This window comes from Halomonas sabkhae (assembly GCF_030409265.1).
In the GTDB taxonomy this organism is placed as follows: domain Bacteria; phylum Pseudomonadota; class Gammaproteobacteria; order Pseudomonadales; family Halomonadaceae; genus Halomonas; species Halomonas halmophila.
Window position 1 is genome coordinate 321,479 of record NZ_JAUFPM010000023.1, and the last position, 20,484, is coordinate 341,962.

General features: G+C 61.2%; 19 protein-coding genes. 2 read left to right on the forward strand and 17 right to left on the reverse strand.

Annotated elements, in window-relative coordinates; genetic code table 11:
* Nucleotides 1–83 precede the first annotated feature (83 nt).
* The 8 genes from cysN to QWY79_RS15285 all read right to left on the reverse strand — a co-directional run bounded on the left by cysN (nucleotide 84) and on the right by QWY79_RS15285 (nucleotide 8,094).
* A complete protein-coding gene (gene cysN / locus QWY79_RS15250; protein WP_290274652.1) occupies nucleotides 84–2,000 on the reverse strand; it encodes a sulfate adenylyltransferase subunit CysN in 1,917 nt (638 codons plus the stop codon).
* Nucleotides 2,001–2,081: 81 nt separating this feature from the next.
* Nucleotides 2,082–2,426 (reverse strand): four helix bundle protein, encoded by a 345-nt coding sequence (locus QWY79_RS15255; protein ID WP_290274654.1) that lies wholly within the window; start codon nucleotides 2,424–2,426, stop codon nucleotides 2,082–2,084.
* A gap of 109 nt (nucleotides 2,427–2,535) precedes the next feature.
* Entirely contained in the window at nucleotides 2,536–3,450 is a 915-nt protein-coding gene (gene cysD / locus QWY79_RS15260; protein WP_290274657.1) for a sulfate adenylyltransferase subunit CysD, read from the reverse strand.
* Nucleotides 3,451–3,647: 197 nt separating this feature from the next.
* Nucleotides 3,648–4,460 carry a 3'(2'),5'-bisphosphate nucleotidase CysQ gene (gene cysQ, locus QWY79_RS15265; RefSeq protein WP_290274782.1) on the reverse strand — a complete coding sequence of 271 codons (813 nt, stop codon included), beginning with the start codon at nucleotides 4,458–4,460 and terminating at the stop codon, nucleotides 3,648–3,650.
* A 171-nt stretch (nucleotides 4,461–4,631) separates the two neighbouring features.
* A complete protein-coding gene (locus QWY79_RS15270) occupies nucleotides 4,632–4,952 on the reverse strand; it encodes a nucleotidyltransferase domain-containing protein (RefSeq protein WP_290274658.1) in 321 nt (106 codons plus the stop codon).
* Nucleotides 4,952–5,398: a nucleotidyltransferase substrate binding protein gene (locus QWY79_RS15275; RefSeq protein WP_290274661.1), complete on the reverse strand. Its 447-nt coding sequence runs from the start codon at nucleotides 5,396–5,398 to the stop codon at nucleotides 4,952–4,954. Before QWY79_RS15275 ends, QWY79_RS15270 begins: the two co-directional genes overlap by 1 nt.
* Nucleotides 5,399–5,555: 157 nt before the next feature.
* Nucleotides 5,556–7,319 carry an SLC13 family permease gene (locus QWY79_RS15280; RefSeq protein ID WP_290274662.1) on the reverse strand — a complete coding sequence of 588 codons (1,764 nt, stop codon included), beginning with the start codon at nucleotides 7,317–7,319 and terminating at the stop codon, nucleotides 5,556–5,558.
* Between the two features lie 148 nt (nucleotides 7,320–7,467).
* A complete protein-coding gene (locus QWY79_RS15285; protein ID WP_290274664.1) occupies nucleotides 7,468–8,094 on the reverse strand; it encodes a sulfotransferase family 2 domain-containing protein in 627 nt (208 codons plus the stop codon).
* A 720-nt stretch (nucleotides 8,095–8,814) separates the two neighbouring features.
* On the opposite strand from QWY79_RS15285, the gene csiR reads away from it, so the two are divergent.
* Nucleotides 8,815–9,501 carry a DNA-binding transcriptional regulator CsiR gene (csiR, locus tag QWY79_RS15290; protein WP_290274667.1) on the forward strand — a complete coding sequence of 229 codons (687 nt, stop codon included), beginning with the start codon at nucleotides 8,815–8,817 and terminating at the stop codon, nucleotides 9,499–9,501.
* Nucleotides 9,502–9,620: 119 nt separating this feature from the next.
* On the opposite strand, the gene QWY79_RS15295 is transcribed toward csiR, so the two are convergent.
* From QWY79_RS15295 to pgaA, 6 genes are all read right to left on the reverse strand, one after another.
* Nucleotides 9,621–9,941, reverse strand: coding sequence for a HigA family addiction module antitoxin (locus QWY79_RS15295; RefSeq protein WP_290274669.1), 321 nt, complete (start codon nucleotides 9,939–9,941; stop codon nucleotides 9,621–9,623).
* Between the two features lie 19 nt (nucleotides 9,942–9,960).
* Entirely contained in the window at nucleotides 9,961–10,242 is a 282-nt protein-coding gene (locus QWY79_RS15300; protein ID WP_290274671.1) for a type II toxin-antitoxin system RelE/ParE family toxin, read from the reverse strand.
* A 430-nt stretch (nucleotides 10,243–10,672) separates the two neighbouring features.
* Nucleotides 10,673–11,032 (reverse strand): hypothetical protein, encoded by a 360-nt coding sequence (locus QWY79_RS15305; protein ID WP_290274673.1) that lies wholly within the window; start codon nucleotides 11,030–11,032, stop codon nucleotides 10,673–10,675.
* On the reverse strand, nucleotides 11,025–12,269 hold the full coding sequence (gene pgaC / locus QWY79_RS15310) for a poly-beta-1,6-N-acetyl-D-glucosamine synthase (RefSeq protein ID WP_290274674.1): 1,245 nt from the start codon (nucleotides 12,267–12,269) through the stop codon (nucleotides 11,025–11,027). Before pgaC ends, QWY79_RS15305 begins: the two co-directional genes overlap by 8 nt.
* Nucleotides 12,266–14,278 carry a poly-beta-1,6-N-acetyl-D-glucosamine N-deacetylase PgaB gene (gene pgaB / locus QWY79_RS15315; RefSeq protein WP_290274676.1) on the reverse strand — a complete coding sequence of 671 codons (2,013 nt, stop codon included), beginning with the start codon at nucleotides 14,276–14,278 and terminating at the stop codon, nucleotides 12,266–12,268. The genes pgaC and pgaB overlap by 4 nt, the downstream gene beginning before the upstream one ends.
* A complete protein-coding gene (pgaA, locus tag QWY79_RS15320) occupies nucleotides 14,275–16,698 on the reverse strand; it encodes a poly-beta-1,6 N-acetyl-D-glucosamine export porin PgaA (RefSeq protein WP_290274678.1) in 2,424 nt (807 codons plus the stop codon). Before pgaA ends, pgaB begins: the two co-directional genes overlap by 4 nt.
* Before the next feature lie 1,009 nt (nucleotides 16,699–17,707).
* Here pgaA and QWY79_RS15325 point away from each other — a divergent pair.
* A complete protein-coding gene (locus tag QWY79_RS15325) occupies nucleotides 17,708–17,923 on the forward strand; it encodes a ribbon-helix-helix domain-containing protein (protein ID WP_290274680.1) in 216 nt (71 codons plus the stop codon).
* Nucleotides 17,924–18,002: 79 nt separating this feature from the next.
* Here the strand turns inward: QWY79_RS15325 and QWY79_RS15330 are convergent, their stop codons facing one another.
* The 3 genes from QWY79_RS15330 to QWY79_RS15340 are packed head-to-tail and all read right to left on the reverse strand — an operon-like array spanning nucleotide 18,003 to nucleotide 20,427.
* A complete protein-coding gene (locus QWY79_RS15330; RefSeq protein WP_290274682.1) occupies nucleotides 18,003–18,947 on the reverse strand; it encodes a 5-oxoprolinase subunit C family protein in 945 nt (314 codons plus the stop codon).
* Complete coding sequence (gene pxpB / locus QWY79_RS15335) at nucleotides 18,944–19,660, reverse strand: 5-oxoprolinase subunit PxpB (protein ID WP_290274685.1); 717 nt, start codon at nucleotides 19,658–19,660, stop codon at nucleotides 18,944–18,946. The genes QWY79_RS15330 and pxpB overlap by 4 nt, the downstream gene beginning before the upstream one ends.
* Nucleotides 19,657–20,427 carry a 5-oxoprolinase subunit PxpA gene (locus QWY79_RS15340; protein WP_290274688.1) on the reverse strand — a complete coding sequence of 257 codons (771 nt, stop codon included), beginning with the start codon at nucleotides 20,425–20,427 and terminating at the stop codon, nucleotides 19,657–19,659. The genes pxpB and QWY79_RS15340 overlap by 4 nt, the downstream gene beginning before the upstream one ends.
* Between the last annotated feature and the right edge of the window lie 57 nt (nucleotides 20,428–20,484).

The window sequence follows — 20,484 nt, forward strand, 5'->3', positions numbered from 1 at the left end:
GCAGAGGCCGCGTCGGATTCCCCGAGAGCCGGGGCCGACACGACCTCCTTGAGGGCCCTGAGCACAGGGCGTCTCGACGCGCTTTACAAGGCCTTGAGCAGGTGGGTGATGATGTCCTGCTGACTCATGGTCTCGGTGCTGACCGTCACATCCGGGTTGGCCGGGACTTCGTAGGGGCTGTTGATGCCGGTGAAGTCCTTGAGGCGCCCTTCACGTGCCTTGTGATACAGCCCCTTGGGATCGCGCTGTTCGCAGATATCCAGCGGCGTATCGACGTGCACTTCGACAAAGTCGCCTTCGTCGAACATGCTGCGCACTTCCTCGCGGCCCGCGCGGAACGGCGAGATGAAGGCGGTGATGACGATCACCCCGGCCTCGGCGAACAGACGCGCCACCTCGCCCACCCGGCGGATGTTCTCGGCACGGTCGCCCTCGCCCATGTCCAGGTCCTTGCACAGGCCGTGGCGGATGTTATCACCGTCGAGCAGCATGGTGTGATATCCGCGCCGGTTGAGTTCGACTTCCAGGGCGTTGGCCAGGGTGGACTTGCCGGAGCCGGAGTAGCCGGTCAGCCACACGCACTTGCCTTCGTGGCCGTTGAGCTGTTCGCGCATGGCCTGGGTGACGCTGGTGCGGTTCCACACCACATTGGCCTTGCTGTCGTGCTCGCGGAACTCGTAGGGCAGTTCGCTTTCCAGCGGCTGGTGGATCATGCCGACACCGACCGTGATGTTGGTCAGGCGGTCGATGATGATGAAGTTACCCGTGCCCGGGCTGGTGCGGTAGTCGTCCACCGGCACCGGCGCAGTCAGCTCGACCTGGCAGCGCGCGATGGCGTTGAGGTCGAGATGATCGGCGTGGCGCTGCTCCAGGGTGTTGACGTCGACCTGATAGTCGATCGCCGAGACCTTGCCGGCCATGTCACGCGTGGCGAGCTTGAGGTCATACAGCTTGCCGGGCTCCAGGGCCTTTTCGTGCATCCACACGATATCGGCCTCGAAGCTGGTGGCCAGCGGGACCTGGGCATCGTCGGCGACGATCCAGTCACCCCGCGAGATGTCGATCTCGTCTTCCAGGGTCACGGTAATCGCCTGACCAGGGTAAGCCGCTGCCAGATCGCCGTCCCAGGTGACGATGCGTTCGACCTTTGAGGTCTTGCCGGAAGGCAACGCGCGTATGGACTGCCCCGGCTTGATCACGCCGGCGGCCAGGGTACCGCAGTAGCCTCGGAAGTCGAGGTTGGGGCGATTGACGTACTGCACCGGCAGGCGCAGGTCGCGCAGGTTGGAGTCGTGGCGGATCTCGACGGTCTCGAGCAGGTCGAGCATCGCCGGGCCTTCGTACCAGGCCATGGTGTCGCTCTTGTTGACGACGTTGTCGCCCTTGAGCGCCGACATGGGCACGAAGCGGATGTCCGGCGCGTTCAGCTTGCCGGCGACCTCATCCTGGTATTCCTTGACGATCTCGTTGTAACGCTCTTCCGAGTAATCGACCAGGTCCATCTTGTTGATGGCCACTACCAGGTGCTGGATACCCAGCAGATCGGCGATGAAGCTGTGGCGGCGGGTCTGGGTCTGCACGCCGTGACGCGCATCGACCAGGATCACCGCCAGGCTCGCCGTGGACGCGCCCGTCGCCATGTTGCGGGTGTACTGCTCGTGCCCCGGGGTATCGGCGATGATGAACTTGCGCTTCTCGGTAGAGAAGAAGCGATACGCCACGTCGATGGTGATGCCCTGCTCCCGCTCGGACTGCAAGCCATCCACCAGCAACGCCAGATCCACCTCATCCCCGGTGGTCCCGCTGGTCTTCGACGCCTGGGTGATCGCCGCCAGCTGATCCTCGTAGATCATCTTGGAATCATGCAGCAACCGACCAATCAGCGTCGATTTACCATCATCCACACTACCGCAGGTGATAAACCGCAGCAGATCCTTGTTCTCGTGTTCTTTCAAATACGCTTCGATGTCGTCGGCGATAAGACTCGATTGGTGGGACATAGCGTTATTTCCTAGCTGTAAGCTGGAAGCTGGAAGCTGGAAGCTGGAAGAACTTCCACCCACGTTCGCTACACAGCAGATTTATTCATTGGTGAGCTTGCCTACCAGGCCTGAAAGCATGGAGGCAACTTCACGAGTTTCCTGTATCCATCGGTGACCAATAGCCTTGTCGATGTAGCCAATATCGATACCGATGTAGATTTGTGTTCGCAATTCGGCGCATGACCCCTTGGCGATCAATAGGAAACGACATTTATCTTTCAGGGTGCCGCGAGTCATGCCTTCCGCGATATTGCTGGGTACTGAGAGGCCGGCGCGCGTAATCTGATCCTTGAAGCCAAAGTCACGTAGATCACGCATTTCCTTGTACAGCTCGGCCGATAACCTGGCCGACCGCTTCCACACTTGCAGCTTTTCGAAGTCCATCTCATTTCCTCGCCTCCATGGCTGTCTTTGCAGACTAGCTTATATGGGGAGGTGTGAACTTCCAGCTTCAAGCTTCCGGCTTCCAGCTTTCTAACGCGCCTCCGGCGCGTTAGAAGTAGCCTTCCCTCTTCTTCTTCTCCATGGAGCCGGCTTGGTCGTGGTCGATGGCGCGGCCGCTGCGTTCCGAGGTCTTGGTCAGGAGCATTTCCTGGATGATCTCGGGGAGTGTGGTGGCGTGGGATTCCACGGCGCCGGTCAGCGGGTAGCAGCCGAGGGTGCGGAAGCGGACCCACTTCTCTTCCGGGACTTCGCCTTCTTCCAGCGGCAGGCGGTCGTCGTCGACCATGATGTCGATGCCGTCGCGGTTGACCACCGGACGCGGGGCGGAGTAGTACAGCGGGACGATGGGGATGGATTCGAGGTAGATGTACTGCCAGATATCCAGTTCGGTCCAGTTGGAGAGCGGGAAGACGCGGATCGACTCGCCCTTGTTGACCTTGGAGTTGTAGACGTTCCACAGCTCCGGGCGCTGGTTTTTCGGGTCCCAGCGGTGGTGCTTGTCGCGGAAGGAGAAGACACGCTCCTTGGCGCGGCTGGCTTCCTCGTCGCGACGGGCGCCACCGAAGGCGGCGTCGAACTGGTACTTGTCCAGCGCCATCTTCAGGGACTGGGTTTTCATCACGTCAGTGTACTTGGAGCTGCCGTGATCGAAGGGGTTGATGTTGGCTTCGACACCTTCCTGGTTGATGTGCTCGATGAGCTCCATGCCGGCGGCCTCTGCCATCTCGTCACGGAACTTGATCATCTCCTTGAATTTCCAGGTGGTGTTGACGTGCATCAGCGGAAACGGCGGCGGCCCCGGGTAGAAGGCCTTGCGCGCCAGGTGCAGCATCACCGAGGAATCCTTGCCGATGGAGTACAGCATCACCGGGTTACGAAACTCGGCAGCCACCTCGCGAATGATATGAATCGACTCAGCCTCGAGCTGCTTGAGGTGAGTCTGGCGTTCAGGGGTTATTTCCATAGCGGTTGGTCCGTTGGGTCAAGAATAAGTCTATAAGCTGGAAGAGCGCCGCTTCGCGGCTGGAAGCTGGAAGAAAAAGCAACACCTACCCCAAAACCGAAGTACTCGGGTTTGACCTTGGGGTTACTTCCAGCTTCAAGCTTCCGGCTTCAAGCTAAAACTCACTTCCAGCTTAAACCAGCTTCTAGCTTCCGGCTTTAGTCAGCTTCCGGCTTCAGGCTGGCCCGCAGGGCCGTCGTCCACCGTTCGTCGCGTTGTCCGCAGACGATGAAGTGTGGGTTTAACACCGAATCCTGCTGGTTGCAGCGTAGGGGTTCAAGTGTTTCGGCGTTGAGTACCTGGCCGCCGGCGGCGATGACGACGGCTTGGGCGGCGGCGGTGTCCCATTCGCAGGTCGGGGCGAGGCGTGGGTAGAGGTCGGCCTCGGCTTCGGCGACCAGGCAGAGCTTGAGCGAGCTGCCCATGGAGACGCGTTCGTGCTCCGGCAGGCGGGCGCAGAAGGCTTCGAATTCCTCGGAGCCGTGGGAGCGGCTGCCGACGACCTTCCAGGGCTCGGCGCCGGCTTCCGGAAGTGCGCGCACCTGGATCTCGCGGGTGGCGCCCTTCTCGATCTTGGTGGCGCCCTGACCGACCTGGCCGATCCAGCTGGTATCCAGCACCGGCGCATGAACGATGCCGAACACCGGATCGCCGTTTTCCACCAGTGCCACGTTCAGGGTGAATTCACCGTTTTTCTTGATGAATTCCTTGGTGCCGTCCAGCGGGTCGATCAGCCAGTAACGCTCCCAGCTCTGTCGTGTCTCGAAGGGAATGTCGCCGGACTCCTCGGACAACACCGGTACCTCTGGCGTCACTTCCCTGAGCAGCCCGACCAGCGCATGATGCGCCGCCATGTCCGCCTCGGTCAGCGGGCTGTCGTCGTCCTTGGTCTCGACCTCGTAGGTGCGGTTGTACACCGTCAGGACCTCACGGCCCGCGGCCTCGACACCCGCCAGCAAACGGTCGCGCATATTGTCAGTTACGAAATGGGGCAAGGGGGGCTCCTTGGGGTTGTTAGCTGGAAGAGCGCCGCTTCGCGGCTGGAAGCTAGAAGCTGGAAGTAACCCCAACGTCAAACCCAACCAATGTGGTTTTGGGGTAGGTGTTGCTTTTTCTTCCAGCTTCAAGCTTCCGGCTTCAAGCTAAGGGCGGCTTCCGCTCCGTGCGTACACCGCTTGTCCGTGGCGTTGGATGTGCGCCTTGAGTTCGTCGTTTTCGATATGTTGATAGATCGAGAGGTCGATCTGGTACGGCAACAGCAGATCGTCCAGCTCTATCGTCAGTTGGTTGAACACTTGCCAGTCGAGCTCACCTTTCACCGTCAGGTCGATATCCGAGCCAGGGCGGTGAGTGCCCTTGGCGCGGGAGCCATAGACCAGTACCTGCTCCACCCGGGGATAACGTTCGAAGACCTGGCACAGTCTGGAGATATCGTCTTCCGAGAGTCCGAATCGAGTGGTCATCACAACTCGTCTTGTGGCGGTTGGTCGATGTTGGCTTCGAGCCTGGCAAAGGTGCTGTCGAGCTCTTCGAATAGCTCGGCATAGCGACTGCCAAGATGCTCGAGAATCTCGTTGGCCGTGGCTTCGTTGTAGGTATGCACGGTTCTATTCCTATCCTGAAGCATTGCCATCCAGGCATGGCCGTCACTGATCAGCCCCAGCTTGAACGCTTCACGGATGGTATCGCGCGAGCCCGAAATCAGCTCGGCGCCCTGCCAGGCCAGATAGTCTCGCAACAGGTTCCAGGCCAGTTCATAGGTGAACTCGAATGCCTGTATCGTTCCCTGCTTTTCCAGGTCGCTGAGCTCCCGCTCGACCCGCAGCGCCAACGCACCCGCAAGCTGAGCATGCGCCCGTCTGAAGTTGGCCAACCGCTGACGCCAACGCACATCATCATGCTCTGACATTAGGGGCTCCTAGGTTATTAGCTTATTAGCTGGAAGCTAGAAGCTGGAAGCTGGAAGTAACCCCAACGTCAAACCCGAGTACTTTGGTTTTGGGGTAGGTGTTGCTTTTTCTTCGAGCTTCAAGCTTCCGGCTTCAAGCTTTCTGACCGCGAAGCGGTCAGAACCCCCACACCATCGGTATCAGCCCTACGGCGGTGCTGCCGACGAGCAGGCTGAGTGGTGCGCCGAGGCGGAGGTAGTCGAATAGACGGTAGCCGCCGGGGCCGTAGACCATCAGGTTCGTCTGGTAGCCGAGCGGGGTCATGAAGCTGGCGGAGGCGGCGAACATGATGGCGATGGCGAAGGGCATGTAGTTCACGCCGAGCTGGTCGGCGACCGACATGGCGATGGGGAACATCAGTACCGCGGCGGCGTTGTTGGTAATGATCTCCGTGAACAGCGTGGTCAGCAGGTAAACGACGGCCAGGGCCAGCCAGGGCGACATGTTGTCGCTGACGACGCCGCCGGCGATGATCTGGGCGGCGCCGGAACTGGTCATGGCGGCGCCGAGCGCAAAGGAGGCGGCGATGACCGTGAGCACTGAAAGGTCAATATAGCGACGCGCCTTGCTGACGGTGATGCAGCCCGTGGCCAACATGCCGCCGCTGGCGAGCAGCGCGGCCTCGAAGATCGACAGCAGGCCGACTCCGGCGGCCGCGACCATGGCGCCGAGCACGCCCAGAGCAACAGGCGCCTTGTGAAAGCTGGGCGGCGTGGAGTCGTTGAGGGCACTGACCAGCAGAAAGTCGCGTCGATAGCGGTACTGGTCGACGAAGTCGTGGCCGGTTTCCATCAACAGGGTGTCGCCGACCTGCAGGCGGATATCGCCGACCTTGCCGGGCAGGCGCCGGCCCTGGCGCGAGATCGACAGGATGACCGCCTGGAAACGTGAACGCACCCGGGCTTCGCGCACTGTCTGGCCGACCCCGGTGAAGTCCGGGCTGATCACCGCCTCGACCAGGCAACGGTGGTGGTTGGCCACGTCGAGCTTGTGAATGTCGTCGCTGCCGGGGCTGACACCCCGCACCTGGCGCAGCTCGCGGGCGAGCTCGGGCGCGCCGATGAAGACCAGGATATCGCCGCCTTCGAGCTGGGTTTCGGGCGGCACGGCGGTCATCAAACGGCCGTCGCGTTCGATATCGGTCAGATAGCCGTACTGGAGGTTACGCAGCCCGGCCTCGGAAATTGTCTTGCCGGGCAGAGGCCCGCCCTCGGTGACCACGAACTCGACACTATACTCGCGGGCCAGGTCCAGCTGCTCGATCAACCCTTCGCGGCGCGGCAGCAGACGATCGGCAAACAGCATCAGGAAGGTGCCACCGACCAGCAGCATGGGCACACCGACCTGAGCGAGGTCGAACATGCCGAGGGCCACGCCCTTCTCGCTCTGCAGCAGGCCATCGACCACCAGGTTGGTGCTGGTGCCGATCAGGGTGCAGGTACCGCCCAGAATCGCCGTGTAGCTCAACGGCAAAAGCAGCTTGGACGGCGGCATCTTGAGCTTGCGCGACCACTCCTGCAGCGCCGGGATGAACATGGCCACTACAGTGGTGTTGTTCATGAAGGCACTGAGGCTCGAAGCCGGCAACATGACTCGAAGCTGGGCCTTCTTGAGGCTGTCCGGCTGGCCCAGCAAGGCATTGGCGACCCACTGTACGGCGCCGGTCTCCTTGAGACCGGCGGCCACCACATAGAGGGCGGCGATGGTCATCACGCCGGTATTGGAAAACCCCACCAGGGCCTCGGCCGGCCCCAGCACGCCGCTGACCACCAGAAACGCCAGGGCTGCCATGAGGATCGCATCGGCGGCGATCTTGGTTGCCGCCAGGGCCACCAGCACGGCGACCACACTGAAAGTACTGAGCCAGGCATCCAGTGCCATGTTAGAGACTGCTCCTCATGCGTTCAGAGGTATTATGACCCAGAACTTTCCAGATTTTGCGAGAAAGATTGGCTAAGCAACCTGTTTCAGCCGATAAAGCAAAGGTACAGCTTATAGACGTCATGCAATCAGTACAGAACCCTGTTCATCACGCCTTCTTGATCGAATACCCTAGCCTTTCAAAATCTTCAGCGTATAACCCGGTAAGAAAGTCCAAATGCTCGCCGGTCAGGTCGTTGACGGTAATCCTTTTATCACTGGAGCTATTGACATGAGGAAGCTTTTCTATTGAAACACCAGCCTTGGCTCTGATTACCTGCCATTTTTCAGTCAGCTCTTGCAAGTCGAACAAATCGTCAACCGCTATATGTCCATTGTCATCCTTGAGATAATCAACCTGAGGTTTCATGAACCAGTAACGAGGCCCGCCTTTCTTGACCTGACGCTCGAGTCTTTCACAAAAGTCATCCACCGTGTCGGCTATATTCAAATAATTGAACAGTGAAACTGCCCTTGAATATGGGTCTCTGGTAACGGAAAACTTGTAGTATGCATCATACAAATTATTGCTTATGTAACAATTTTTTAGATATTCCGTGACAGATAAATGCGCAAGCCTGGGCGGGGCTTTTTCCTTCTCGATACTTTGCCTCAGCAAAAGAGGGGCACGATTTTTCCACCCCAACCCCAAATCCTTGAGAAATGCCATCTCAACTGATTGGCCACCACACTTTGGAATATGAACAAAGAGGCATTCATGATGATGTGAAATCACGGAACTTCCTTATAGAATTCTTTCTAATCCGGGCTTTGCGGATTCCGGCACACAACGGCTTCCGCTGGTGATCTGGCCTTCGGCTTCACCGGAGCTGTATTAGCCGCTCTGCCCTTGCGTTTACTTGCCCACAGGTCAGGCGCAGGACCGCGGATGGCGACCGGATCGCTCCTTGCAGGATCGTGTGAAAGCGTAGCCGGCAGCAGGCAACGGGGGGCTGGCCATGCATTCAGCCACGCTACCGCCCCGGGATTGTTCCGGGCGTTTTCCCCTGCCCTGTGTTGCTCAATTGTCTATTGGCGCTGCTTGTACGGGGGACGCAATCCGGTCACCCCCTCTAGCTCGCCATCATTCTATGGATTAAAGAGCTCCACGGCCAGCCGCGCAGGCCTTCGAGGCCCTTCAGCGGCCCTGAGAAAGCGTGAATTTCCGTAACCTGCCGGACCAGCGTGTCAGCAGCGACCTATCAGACCATAGGAAAGGGCTTATGTGTAATGTCTCGTTTTGCTGACATGAGTGCTGGTAGCTATAAGCCGGAAGCTTGAAGCTCGAAGAAGGAAGAGGGAAGAAGCCCCCATGAATAGAGCTCAAGGGTTTCCTTCCTTCTTAAAGGCGCGCAGCGCCGTTCTTCCTTCTTCACTCGTACGAGGCGCTCTCCCCCTCTCCCCACCCCGATGTCTTGGCGTATCATACCGGTTCACTTCGGCAGTGAGCGGTGTCATGGAGACTAGCGCGAAGCAGAATCTGGGGGTCGGTGCGTATCGCGGGCTCAAGCGGGATATCATCCGGGGGGTGTTTCAGCCGGGTGAGAAGCTGGTGATGAGTCGCTTGAAGGATCGCTACGGGCTGGGTGTCGGGCCGTTGCGGGAGGCGTTATCACAGCTGGTGGCGGAGCGTCTGGTGGTGGCGATCAGTCAGCGCGGGTATCGGGTGGCGACGATGTCGCGGGCCGAGCTCGCCGATCTCTATGATGCGCGGGCGCAACTCGAACGACTGGTGCTGGAGTTGGCGATTCAGCGCGGCGATGATGCCTGGGAAGCCGATGTGCTGGCGAAGGCGCATACGCTGAGCAAGGTGGTGGAGGTCCAGAGCCCCGAGGAAATGCTGGATGTATGGGACGCGCGACATAAGGCCTTTCACACCGCCATCGCCAAGGGCTGCAACTCCCCCAACCTCTTGCAACTGCGTGACACGCTGTTCGATCAGGTAGAGCGCTATCGCCACCTGTGGCTGCGCGAAACGGCCCTGTCCGAGGAAGCCCTGGAACGCAAGCGTCAGGAACACGCCGCCCTGGTCGAGGCCATCCTCGCCCGCGACAGCGACACCGCGTGTCGCATGATGCAGGAACACCTGATGACCCCGGTGCCGATTATCGAGGACGTTATGGCGCGGAGCTGGAAGTCATAAGCTGGAAGAGCGCCGCTTCGCGGCTGGAACTGACCTTTAGCTTGAAGCCGGAAGCTTGAAGCTGGAAGAGAAACCCAAAACCGCTCCCCCCGGGCTTGACCTTGGGGTGTCTTCCGGCTTCAAGCTTTCAGCTTCTGTCCCGTTCCCGGCTTGATGGAACGGTAGTTCCCTGCACGACGGGCCTGTTCCAGGTCATGAGCATTCTGCAACCTCAGCCAGAAACCCTCGCTTGTGCCGAAATAGCGCGATAAGCGCAGGTCCGTATCGGCAGTGATGGCACGGCGCCCACGGGTTAATTCGCCAATGCGCGTTGCCGGCACGCCAATCGCCGTAGCCAGCGCATTCTTGGTCAGCCCCAATGGCTCGACGAACTCCTCGAGCAGGATTTCGCCAGGGTGGATATTGGGCAGCCTCCCGGGGTTGGTAGTCTGGTGACTCATCGCTGCCTCCTCGTTGGCCTCAGTGATAATCCACGATCTCGACGTCGTAGGCGTTGCCCTCCACGAAGCGGAAACACAAACGCCACTGGTCATTGATACGCACACTATGTTGACCAGCCCGACTCCCCTGAAGTGCTTCCAGTCGGTTACCCGGAGGAATTCGCAAATCATCCAACGTAGCGGCAGCGTCAAGCTGGCGTAGCTTCTTCAACGCCGTGCGCTGAATATCCCCGGGTAACTGGCGAGCCACCAAGCCTTGAGCAATAGTCGCGGCCCGCTTGTCCTTGAAGTTTTTGATCATGGCGTTGGCCACGTCTTGAAACGACACACAAAGTATAACGTATAACAGCATATGACGCAATACGTTATTTCGACAAGAAGCGCCAGCTACGGGGGTCGAGGAACGAGCCGCGCTAGAGCCGAGAAACGAGACGCAAGCTTCGAGCCGTGGGTTGCAAGCCGCGATAGAGGCGAGATACGAGCCGCGAGCTTCGAGCTGTGAAGTGCGAGCCGCGAGCTTCGAGCTGTGGGTTGCGAACCGCGATAGAGCCGAGATACAAGCCGCGAGCTTCGAGCTGTGGGTTGCGATCCGAGCTAGACACGCGAAACGTACTGCGGGCTACCAACTGCTCGTTTCTCGTGTCTCGTAGCTCGTTTCCCGTAGCTCGTTTCCCGTAGCTCGTTTCTCGTAGCTCCGTTCTCGCAGCTCGTTTCTCGCAGCGCCTGGCTCGTTACCCCCTGGCCTCCCGCCGCTTCTGGCGGCGCTTGCGCGCCCAGTGCAGCAGGCGTTCATACATCACCCAGACGTGAATCACACCGAACACGATGACGAAGTTGAGTCCGACAATCTCCAGCAGGCCGAGGAACATCTCGACCTTCAGCAGCAGTTCGGCGTCCGCCATCTGCAGGTATGTCTGGGACAGGACGAGGCACCACAGGCCGAGGGTGAACAGCGTCAGGGCGGCGTCGCGGCAGCGGTAGGTCCAGCTGCTGCGGCGCTTGTTGCTGATCACCACGGGGCCCAGGATGTTGGGCGCGACCAGGGCATGGTCGAGCGTATTGGTGCGGGTCATCGGGTTGGCACTATTCACGGAATCTTTCTCCTCTATCCGGGCTGCTCCATATCGCAGGTTGGCCGGGGCGTCTCACCACGGCCTTGGGGAAGGCCACCACCACGGTGGCCATGTTCAACATCCAGTAGAAAACCGGGTACCAGATACACCAGAACATGCAGTGGATCATGCCCCGGTCGTAGCGGCTGTCGATGGCGAAGCTGACCACGAACTGCACCAGGCAGAGCAGGACCAGGGCGCCGCCGAACCAGCGCAGCAGTTCGATCTCGGTCCACGGCGTGACGCCGGTGAGGACACCGACCAGACCGGTGACGAGCAGCATCAGCATCGAGTAGCACCAGGCCACGCTGATGACGTATTCGATGATCAGCGGCCAGAAGCGTCGATTGCTCAGGCGTATGGCCTTGGTGAAGTGGCGCAGGAAGGCCTCGGCCCCGCCTTGTGCCCAGCGCAACCGTTGCTTGTAGAGGCCCCGCAGGGTCTCCGGCATCAGCACCCAGCACAGCGCACGCGGCTCATAACGCACCTGCCAGCCGGACAACTGCAGCTTCCAGCTGACATCGATGTCTTCGGTGATCATGTCGGTGCTCCAGCCCTTGACCTGCATCAGCGCCGTACGGCGGAAGGCGCAGATGACGCCGGAGATGGTGAAGACCATGCCGTAGATCCGCTGGGCGCGCTTGATCAGGCCGATGATCGACGAGAACTCGCCGGTCTGGATCTTGCCGATGGCCGTGGAACGTGTGCGCACACGGGGGTTGCCGGTCACGCAGCCGACCTTGGGGCTGTCGAGGAAGTGCATGACCATCCAGTTGACGGCGTCGTAGTCGAGTACTGCATCGCCGTCGATGCCGACGATATAGTCGCCCGTGGCATGGGAAAGCCCGTGGTTCATGGCTCCCGCCTTGCCCTGGTTCTCCTGATGGATGACCTTGAGTCCCGGGTATTGCTGGGCCAGTGCATCCAGACGAGCGCCGGTATCGTCGCGACTGCCGTCATTGATGGCGATGATCTCGAGGTTGGCGTAGTTCTGGCGGAAGAGGTGATCAACGGTCTCGTTGATGTTGCCCCCTTCGTTGTGGCAAGGCACCAGGATCGTCACCCGGGGCGCATCCGGCATGTCCGCCAGGGCGGGCCGCCGCGATTGGGCACGCTCCCAGTGGAAGTAGTAATAGATGCCACCACAGGTCCAGACGACCGCCATGAGACTCGGGTAGCCGATCGTGAAGGTCGCGAGTGCGTCGATGAAGGTCATGGCGTCTTCCTCAATGTGGTGCCCAGGGAGAACTCACGACGCAGCACTTCGGCATCGGGATGGTCGTTGTGGAAGTCATACGGGTAGTAGCCGTACTGGTTGATGCCGGCCTCGCGGATGGTGCGCATCCAGTGCGCCAGCTTTTCGCTGGGTACCGGTGTCTGATCGCGCCAGTCCTGAGCCTGAAGCTCGAACACCAGTGAATCCGGGTCGACCCGCGCGATAGCGACTTCGGCGATGTTCTTCAGCCAGGCATCGGCGTCCTCCGCGCCTTCCATGTAGGGCATGGCCATCACGGCGGTGTAGTCGTAGGCCCGGGAGAAGGCCTCGAGTTCCTGGGCAAACCACTGCTCGCTGTCCGGGTTCAGCACCACCGGCGCGTAGACATTGCGCGCGGTGTAGAGCGCCGTGGTGTCGTACATGCGGTAGCGACCGACTTCATCGACCAGCTGGTGGGTGAAGTCGATCAGGAACTCGGTCTTGCGCTGGGTCCACCTGGCCATCAGGTCGTCATCCTGGCGGATGGCGTCCACGGAGCCCGGCAGCCCCCACTTGTCCTGGTACCACGCCAGTGCGGCCGGCGAGGCATCCTCGAAGTCGCTGAGCAGGCCGTCATCGTGGAACAGCAGGCCATCGAACTTGGCGTAATAGCCCAGATCCTTGTAGATATCGGCGATGACCTGCCGATTGCGCTCGACGAAGGGCGACAGCCGGCGGTAGCGCTCGGGGCTGGGGTTGCCCAGTCGCGCATCGCTGACATAGGTGTAATCATCGCCGAGATCGAAGGCCATGACCGGCATCCAGGCATATACCGAGACGCCGGCCCGTTTCTTGAGCTGCCAGGCGACACGATTGAACAGGTCGGCGCGCATGGGCAGGTGGTCATTGGGGAAGTACAGGCTCTCGGCGACACCATTGCCGTCTTCATCGGCAAAGGCCTGGAGGTAGACCGTACTGATGTCCTGTGCCTTGACCTTGTCGAGCAGCTTGCCGAGGTTTTCGGCCTGTTGCGCCGGATCATCGTCGTAGACGTAGTCGAGATCGACATGGATGACCCGCTCGTCGGCCGGGTGCCAGATCCTGCCGCCCAGGTATTCCTCGAAGGTCTCCAGGCTGGTTTCCTGGTCGATCAGGTAGCGATTGATGTCGTCGGTGCCCTGCCCCAGCTTGTTGGGGCGAGCGAGCAGGCTGAAGGTATGCGGCATGCCGAGCTCGGCGGCGATGTCCATGGTGGCGTGGCTGTAACCGCCATAGGGCCAGATGACGGAGCGAGGCGCTTCGCCCAGCTTGTTCTCGAGCTGGTCACGGGCACGCTCGAGGTCATCATGAATGCGCTGACGATAGGCCTCGATGCTCTCGTAGCCCGATTCGCTCCATTGCGGCGTGCCGGCAGCCGGCTGTTCGTTGCCTTGCGGGTTGCCGATGACGCCCTTGTGCAGGTCGTAGGTATGAGTGGCGATCTCGACCAGCGGCGATGCCTGCAGCTCGCGCAGCTGGGCCCAGCTGAGAAAACGCTCGCGCGGCAGGCTGGTCTGACCATAGGGCACTTCGCCGCCTTCCGGCACCGCCAGCCAGGAGCCCACTGGGCCGACGACGGCCGGATAGTCGTACAGCTCCAGCAGTGGCAGCACGATGTCGTAGACGCTGCTGTAGCCATCATCGAAGGTCAGCAACACGGGGTTGGGCGGCAAGGAGCCCTTACCGGCCTCGGCATCCAGGATGTCCTGCAGGCTGACCGGGGTGTAGCCCAGATCGTCGATCAGGTTGAACTGCTGGATCAGCCGGTCACGCGTGATGGTCTGGGGGTAGATCTCCAGATCCGGCGTGCGGGTCAGGTCGACGACATCGTGGTAGCTCAGCACCGTGTATTCGGTCGACTTCTTCGCTTGCTCACTGGTATCGGCCAGGACCGGCGCAACAGCGAGCAGGCCGGCTACCAACCGGGTAATTGCCATGTTCATCAAAGCGGCCATGCGCCCGAGGTTCGGCATTGCGACTTGCGAACTCATAAGAACCTCCAGTCCAGCCCCAGGCTGAAGACGTTGGTGAACTCCGCATCACCGTCGTAGACGGCCCGGCTGCGCCTGAAGCCATATTCGAGATTGAGCCGCGGTGCGAGCTCCCAGCGGTGCTGATAACCGATCTGCCAGGTATTGGCGGCGTCCTCGTCCTCCTGCCAGTAACGCCCCGAGCCCAGGGTCAGGCCCTGCACGAAGCTCTGGCGATACCCCAGCGGTAGGCGGTGTTCGACCGTGACCTCGGCGCTCAGGCTGGCGTCGCTGTTCGGATTGAAATAACTGGCCGGGACGTCGTCATTGCGCGAGGTACCGGCGTATACCGCCCCATCGACCCGCCATTCGTCGTAGCGGTAGAGGGTTTCCCGCCAGCTGGCCGACAGCGAGCGGCGCAGGTTGCCGTCGTCCACGTCCATGACGCTGACACTAAGGCTGCCGGCACCTGCCTCGTCGCGGTGATAGCCGAGTACCGCTTCGTAGAGATCGGCATTGTGGCCGTCATTCAGGGCACGCAGTGGCGTTCCTGAGGCGTTCATTTCCGCCTTGAAGGAGGCCGACCAGTGATCATCGAGGTTCAGATCCAGCTTGCCCCGCAGCAGCGTCTCGTCACTGAGGTGTGCGCCCTGCCCCGCGCTGAATGAAAAGGTCGCGGGATAGAGCGGCAGTTCGTAGCCAATGGTGTTGTAGGAGGCACGCAGATCCTGATCGTAGTACTCGCCGAACATGTCGATGCGTTCGGCGAAGAAGCGCCCGCCATCGTCCCGCCGGGGTGATTCGAGGCGGGTGCTGTATTGCCAGTCGCGGCTGCTCTGAACCCCGCTGCCGGTGCCCTCGCCCGTCGAGCCGGACACGCTGAGACCGCCGGCACGCCGCTCGCGAAGGTCGCGCGCAAGGCTGTCGCGGTTGACGCTGGGCTGGTCTTCCTCGATATGACGTTCCATGGCGTCGACGGTGTCGCGCCATTGGCCCCTGTCCAGACGCGCCAGCAGGATGCCGTGGCGCGGGGCCTCACGGTTGTCGGGTGCGGATAGCTGCACAGCACGCTCATAGGCCTCGATCGCCTTGTCGGGCCAGCCCCGCCAGCGATGGAAGTCGCCCTGGGTCTTCCACAGCGAGGCATTGGCCGGAGCCCGCTGCAGGAATTCGTCGAGCCGCGCCTGGGCGGCATCGATGTCGCCACGCCAGGCTTCGAGCACCATCTCGAGCTGAAGGACCTGGTCATGGCCGGCATTATCGACGCGGCGTGTTCCGGTGAAGTCCCAGCGCGTGGCCGGCTCATGGTCTTTCCAGTCGCTCAACAGGTGTTCGGCCCGGTCATAGGCCTGCAGGTCGGCATAGGCATAGAACAAGGAAGCATTCAGCGGCTGACTGGCATCATGCGCCTGCGCCGGGTCGTCTGCGACCACCGACTGGTAGATGGCCAGGGCGTCATCGGGGCGCCCCAGTCCGGACAGCGCATCGGCGCGTGCCCGGCGCAGGTAGGGCGGCAACTCGCCATAGCGCATCTCCAGCTCGCCGGCGAAGGCCTCGGCCTTGGCAAAGCGGCGTAGCTTGACCAGGGTCAGGAGCTTGTCGAATTCGGCACGCTTGACAAGGCCGGGCGCCGCGTCCGGTTCGGCCAGAACGGCATTGAAGGTGTCGAGAGCGCCGCCATAGAGCTCCGGCTTGTTGGCGCTCTGTGCGAGACGCAGCCGGTCCCGGGCCCGGTAGTAACGCAACCACAGGCGGTCCCTGGCATTGAAAGCCTCGGGATACTCGGTCATGACCCGCTCGGCGGCGCCGGTGGCCCCCAGCTCGACCGCCAGCCGGTACAGGGCCTGAATGGCCGGAATATTGTCGGGAAAGCGCTCGACCATCCAGTGGCGGGTCTGCAGCTCCATGACCGGCGCATTAAGCTGGGACGCCAGGTCGAGACGGGCTTGCAGCCACTGCTGATTACGCCCCTGCTGCTCCTGCAGGCGCCGCAGCAGCTTGTCCACGGCGCCAATATCACCCATCTCGAGCCGGGTCAGGGTCAGGCCGAGCCAGCCCTGGAAATTGTCGGGCTGGCGCTCGGTCAGTGCCTGGTAATAGGCATTGGCTCGATTGAGCTCGGCCGTCTGCCGCGCCGCCATGCCCAGCATTTCCAGGCTGTTGGCTGACAGGCTGTCCAGGCGACAGTTCGCACAGACGTCGAGCACGTCCTGATAGCGCTCGGCACGGATCAACAGCGCGATCAGATCGTCGCGCACTCGGGCATCCCGAGTCTCGGTATATAAACGCTGAAGACCCTCGATACCCGTGGCTAACTGCCCATCCCGGGCTTTGATGACCCAGGCTTCACGCCGGTCATCCAGGGGCTGTTCCTGAGCATGCACGACGTCGATCGCTTGCAGACCAACGCCACACACCAGCACTCCAATTGCTCTGAACATGGTGCTCCTTCCTGCGCCGGCGTTACGCCGTTGCAACGGTGAATCCAGTCAACACAAAGCCGGTTGCTGGATCTGGAAACAGCCACTTCAGTTCTACCTGGTGTACTTATTAGCTTTTTATAATAGCTGCGCATTATATTTTAAAAATCTGAACATTCAATGCATGCAACAAACTTTTACAAGCGGCCTACAAGAATGCCCACAAGAAAACCGCCGAGCATTCTTCACCAGAGATGTTAGTTATTGTTTTTATTGGCTTTAAAGTGGCTACCCGATGGCAAGGGCCAGAGCTTTAAGGCCACTATTGCCGTATTTTCCCAACTGCAATACCAAAACTTTAAGCGTCTCCGCAAAGCGACAACCAAAGCGCATCTTCTCTATTATATTTCGGGCTAATTTCACCCTGTATTGATTAGACAAGATTGGCATGATGGCAGGCGTGGCGGGTGATGCATTCAACACCGCGGCCCACCCGGGGTCAACATAATTCGCTCCCTTTTTTCCAGAGCCGGCACGCCACCATCCGCTTGAGCGCCGCACTGCAGCAATCCTTAAATAAGGCCTTTGGAGAAAACTTCAACTGTCATCATTCAGCGACACAGCGGCTCTGCCAGACACTACTAAAATGGCAGGATTAATCGATACAGCACAACTCTATTTATTTCAGCGACCAGCACCTATTTGTTTCATCATACTTTATTCAAAAACACAACTTACCGTCCATCTTGTGATCAAGATTTATAATACAAACAAAATTAGAAGAATCATGCTCAGAGCATAATTCCGGGATTAAACAGGATGTTAGCCAGGAGAATAGAAAACTCCGTTTTTCGCCTATAAACGCGATTGATTGATATCTTCTATTCGCTGAAAGATCGGAGAGGCGGGTCTCATCAAAAATGCTTACGACGAGAGGGAGACGGATCGGACGATGTGATGTGTTAGCGATGTCAACACTTTGTCACATCAATGGGATAGGTTAGGCCTGCTTACCTCAGGAGATTGCATCATGCCGCATTTTCTTCGTTTCTCGCAGGAGCTGGAGACCCGCCTGGAGCGCCTTGCCGAGCGCACGGGGTTTTCCAAGGCCGAGCTGATCGAGCGCCTGGTGCGTGACGGCGTCGGTCAGCTGGAGTCCGAGTTGATGTTCGAGGAGACGCCCCACCGCAAGCCGTCCGATCTGTCGATCGATCAGCTGCTGCGGGAGAGCGGCCTGGGTATCTAAGCATTGTCCGAAAACTGTCTGCGCTCGGTTATACGGCGTTAAGAATCAGCTCGCGGGCGAGTCCGATCAAAATGCTCATTTACGACTCTCCGAAACAGCTGCGAAAGGCCCGATAGGCGCGGCTGGCCTGTTCCAGGCTGGTGGGCTGCAGGCGCACCTGCTGGCCGGGCAGGCATTGTGCCAGCCGGGCGCAGGCCAGCGGCGTCAGCGCCCCGAGGCGCGGGTAGCCGCCGATGGTCTGGCGGTCGTTGAGCAGTGCGATGGGCTGGCCGTCCGGGGGAACCTGGACGGCGCCGGGGCCAATGCCTTCCGAGATCATGCCGCCCGAGCGGCATTTCAGCTCCGGGCCGCGCAGGCGCACGCCCATGCGGTCGGCGCGGTCATCGACCTGCCAGGTCGCGTTGAAGGCCTGGTAGAGGCTGCGGCCCTCGAAGGCAGCCACCTGGGCCCCGGGGATCAGCGCCAATCGTGGCGCCTGCCGATAGTCGATGATGGCATCCGCCGGCGCCTGTTGGCCGGGCTGGAGTCCGCTCGGACCGGCGGCGCGGGAAAGCCGGTCACCTTCCTGCAGCGGCTGGCCGTCACCATGCAGGCCGCCCAGGCCTTCACGCGTGACAGTGGCGGTGCTGCCGAGCACCTGCTCGGCCTCGAAGCCGCCGGCGACCGCCAGATAGGCTCGCAGGCCGTTGACCGGCTGCTGGAAGGACAGGCGCTGGCCGGCTTCCACCCGCAGGCCTTGCCACAGCGGCAGGGCCTCGCCATCCAGGCTGGCGCCCAGGTCCGCCCCACAGACCGCAATGACGGCCTCGCTCCGGCACACAAGCTCGAGTCCGCCCATGGTGATTTCCAGCCCGGTGGTGCCCCAGGCATTGCCGACGAGCCGATTGGCCCAAGCCCAGGCGTGTGCATCGGCCGGCCCGCCCTGGGTCACGCCCAGTCGTCGCACGCCGAAGCGGCCGGCATCCTGCAGCAGAGCCAGCGGGCCGGCACGGCGAACCTCGAAAAGCGTCTGTGGCGCACTCATGCCCGGGCCTCCATGGGTTGGCTATCGCCGCCCAGCTGCTCGAACTCGGCCTGCGATACCGGCACGAAACGCACACGATCACCGACCCGGAGCAGGCTGAAGCCGTCGCGATGCCGATCGAAGAGCACGGCCGGGGTGCGGCCGATCAGGTTCCAGCCACCCGGCGAGACCTGCGGATAGGCCGAGGTCTGGCGTTCGGCGATGGCCACGCTGCCCTTCGGCACGTGTCGCCGCGGGGTATCCAGCCGGGGGCAGGCAATCGCCTCGGCGACCCGCCCCATGAAGGCGAAGCCCGGCGCGAAGCCCAGCGCGAAGACACGATACTCGGTCTGGCTGTGGGCCTCGATGACCTGTTCGATGCTCATCCCGGCCCGCTCGGCGATACGCTCGAGCTCCGGGCCGACCCGAGTGTCGTACCAGGTGGGCAGCTCGACGACGTCGGCTGCCGCGCTGTTGTCATCGGGTTCGAGGTTGGCCAGTAGCTGCTGCAGGCGTTGCCGGACGTCCCCCGGCTCGATGACCAGGGGGTCAAAGATGACCAGCAGCGTAGTGTAGGACGGCACCAGATCCACCAGGGCATCGCTCAGACTCGCCTCACACTGGCGTACCAGTGCCGTCAGCCAGGGCATGTTGGCCTCGTCGATGGAATCGAAGAGGCGCACCATCCAGCCATCCAGGCCGGCGGACTCGATCCTCGGCAGTGCCAGCGTCATGCCCCGTCACCTCCGGAGGCGCGTCCCTCCGCCGCCAGGGCCGCACGGATGGCGGCAATGGCGGCGATGGACTCGGCATTGTCGCCGTGCACGCAGAGGGTGTCGGCATTCAGATACAGCTCGCTGCCATCATTGGCGATCAGCGCCTCGCCCCGAGCGATGCGCGTCGCCTGATCGACGATGGCCTGGCGCTGACGGTGCACGGCCCCCGGCTCGCTTCTCGCGACCAGGCGCCCTGCCTCGTCATAGGCGCGGTCGGCGAAGGCCTCACGCCACAGGGTGATGCCATGGTTGCCGGCCAGCGTCTCCTCGGCACCGTTGTCGCGGGTGGCCATGACCATCAGCGGCAACGCCGGATCGAAGGCCTGGATGGCGCGCATCACCGCGGCCAGGCGGTCATGGTCACGCATCATGTCGTTGTACAGCGCCCCATGCGGCTTGATGTAGGCCAGCGCCAGCCCTTCGGCGTGACAGATGGCAGCCAGCGCCCCGAGCTGGTAGAGCACGAAATTCTCGATTTCCTCCGGTGAACAGGCCATCGAGCGCCGGCCGAAGCCCACCAGGTCGGGATAGGCCGGGTGCGCACCGACGCTGACGCCATACTCGGCGGCCAGGCGCACCGTGCGCCGCATGACATCCGGGTCCGAGGCATGAAAGCCGCAGGCCACATTGGCCAGATCGACATACGGCATGACATGAGCATCCAGCCCCATGGTCCAGGCCCCGAAGCTCTCGCCCATATCGGCGTTCAGCAATAACTCGCGCATGCGCATCGTCCTCTCATCGATAATGGTGCTGCCTCTTCCGCTTCTTTTGCTTCCCTC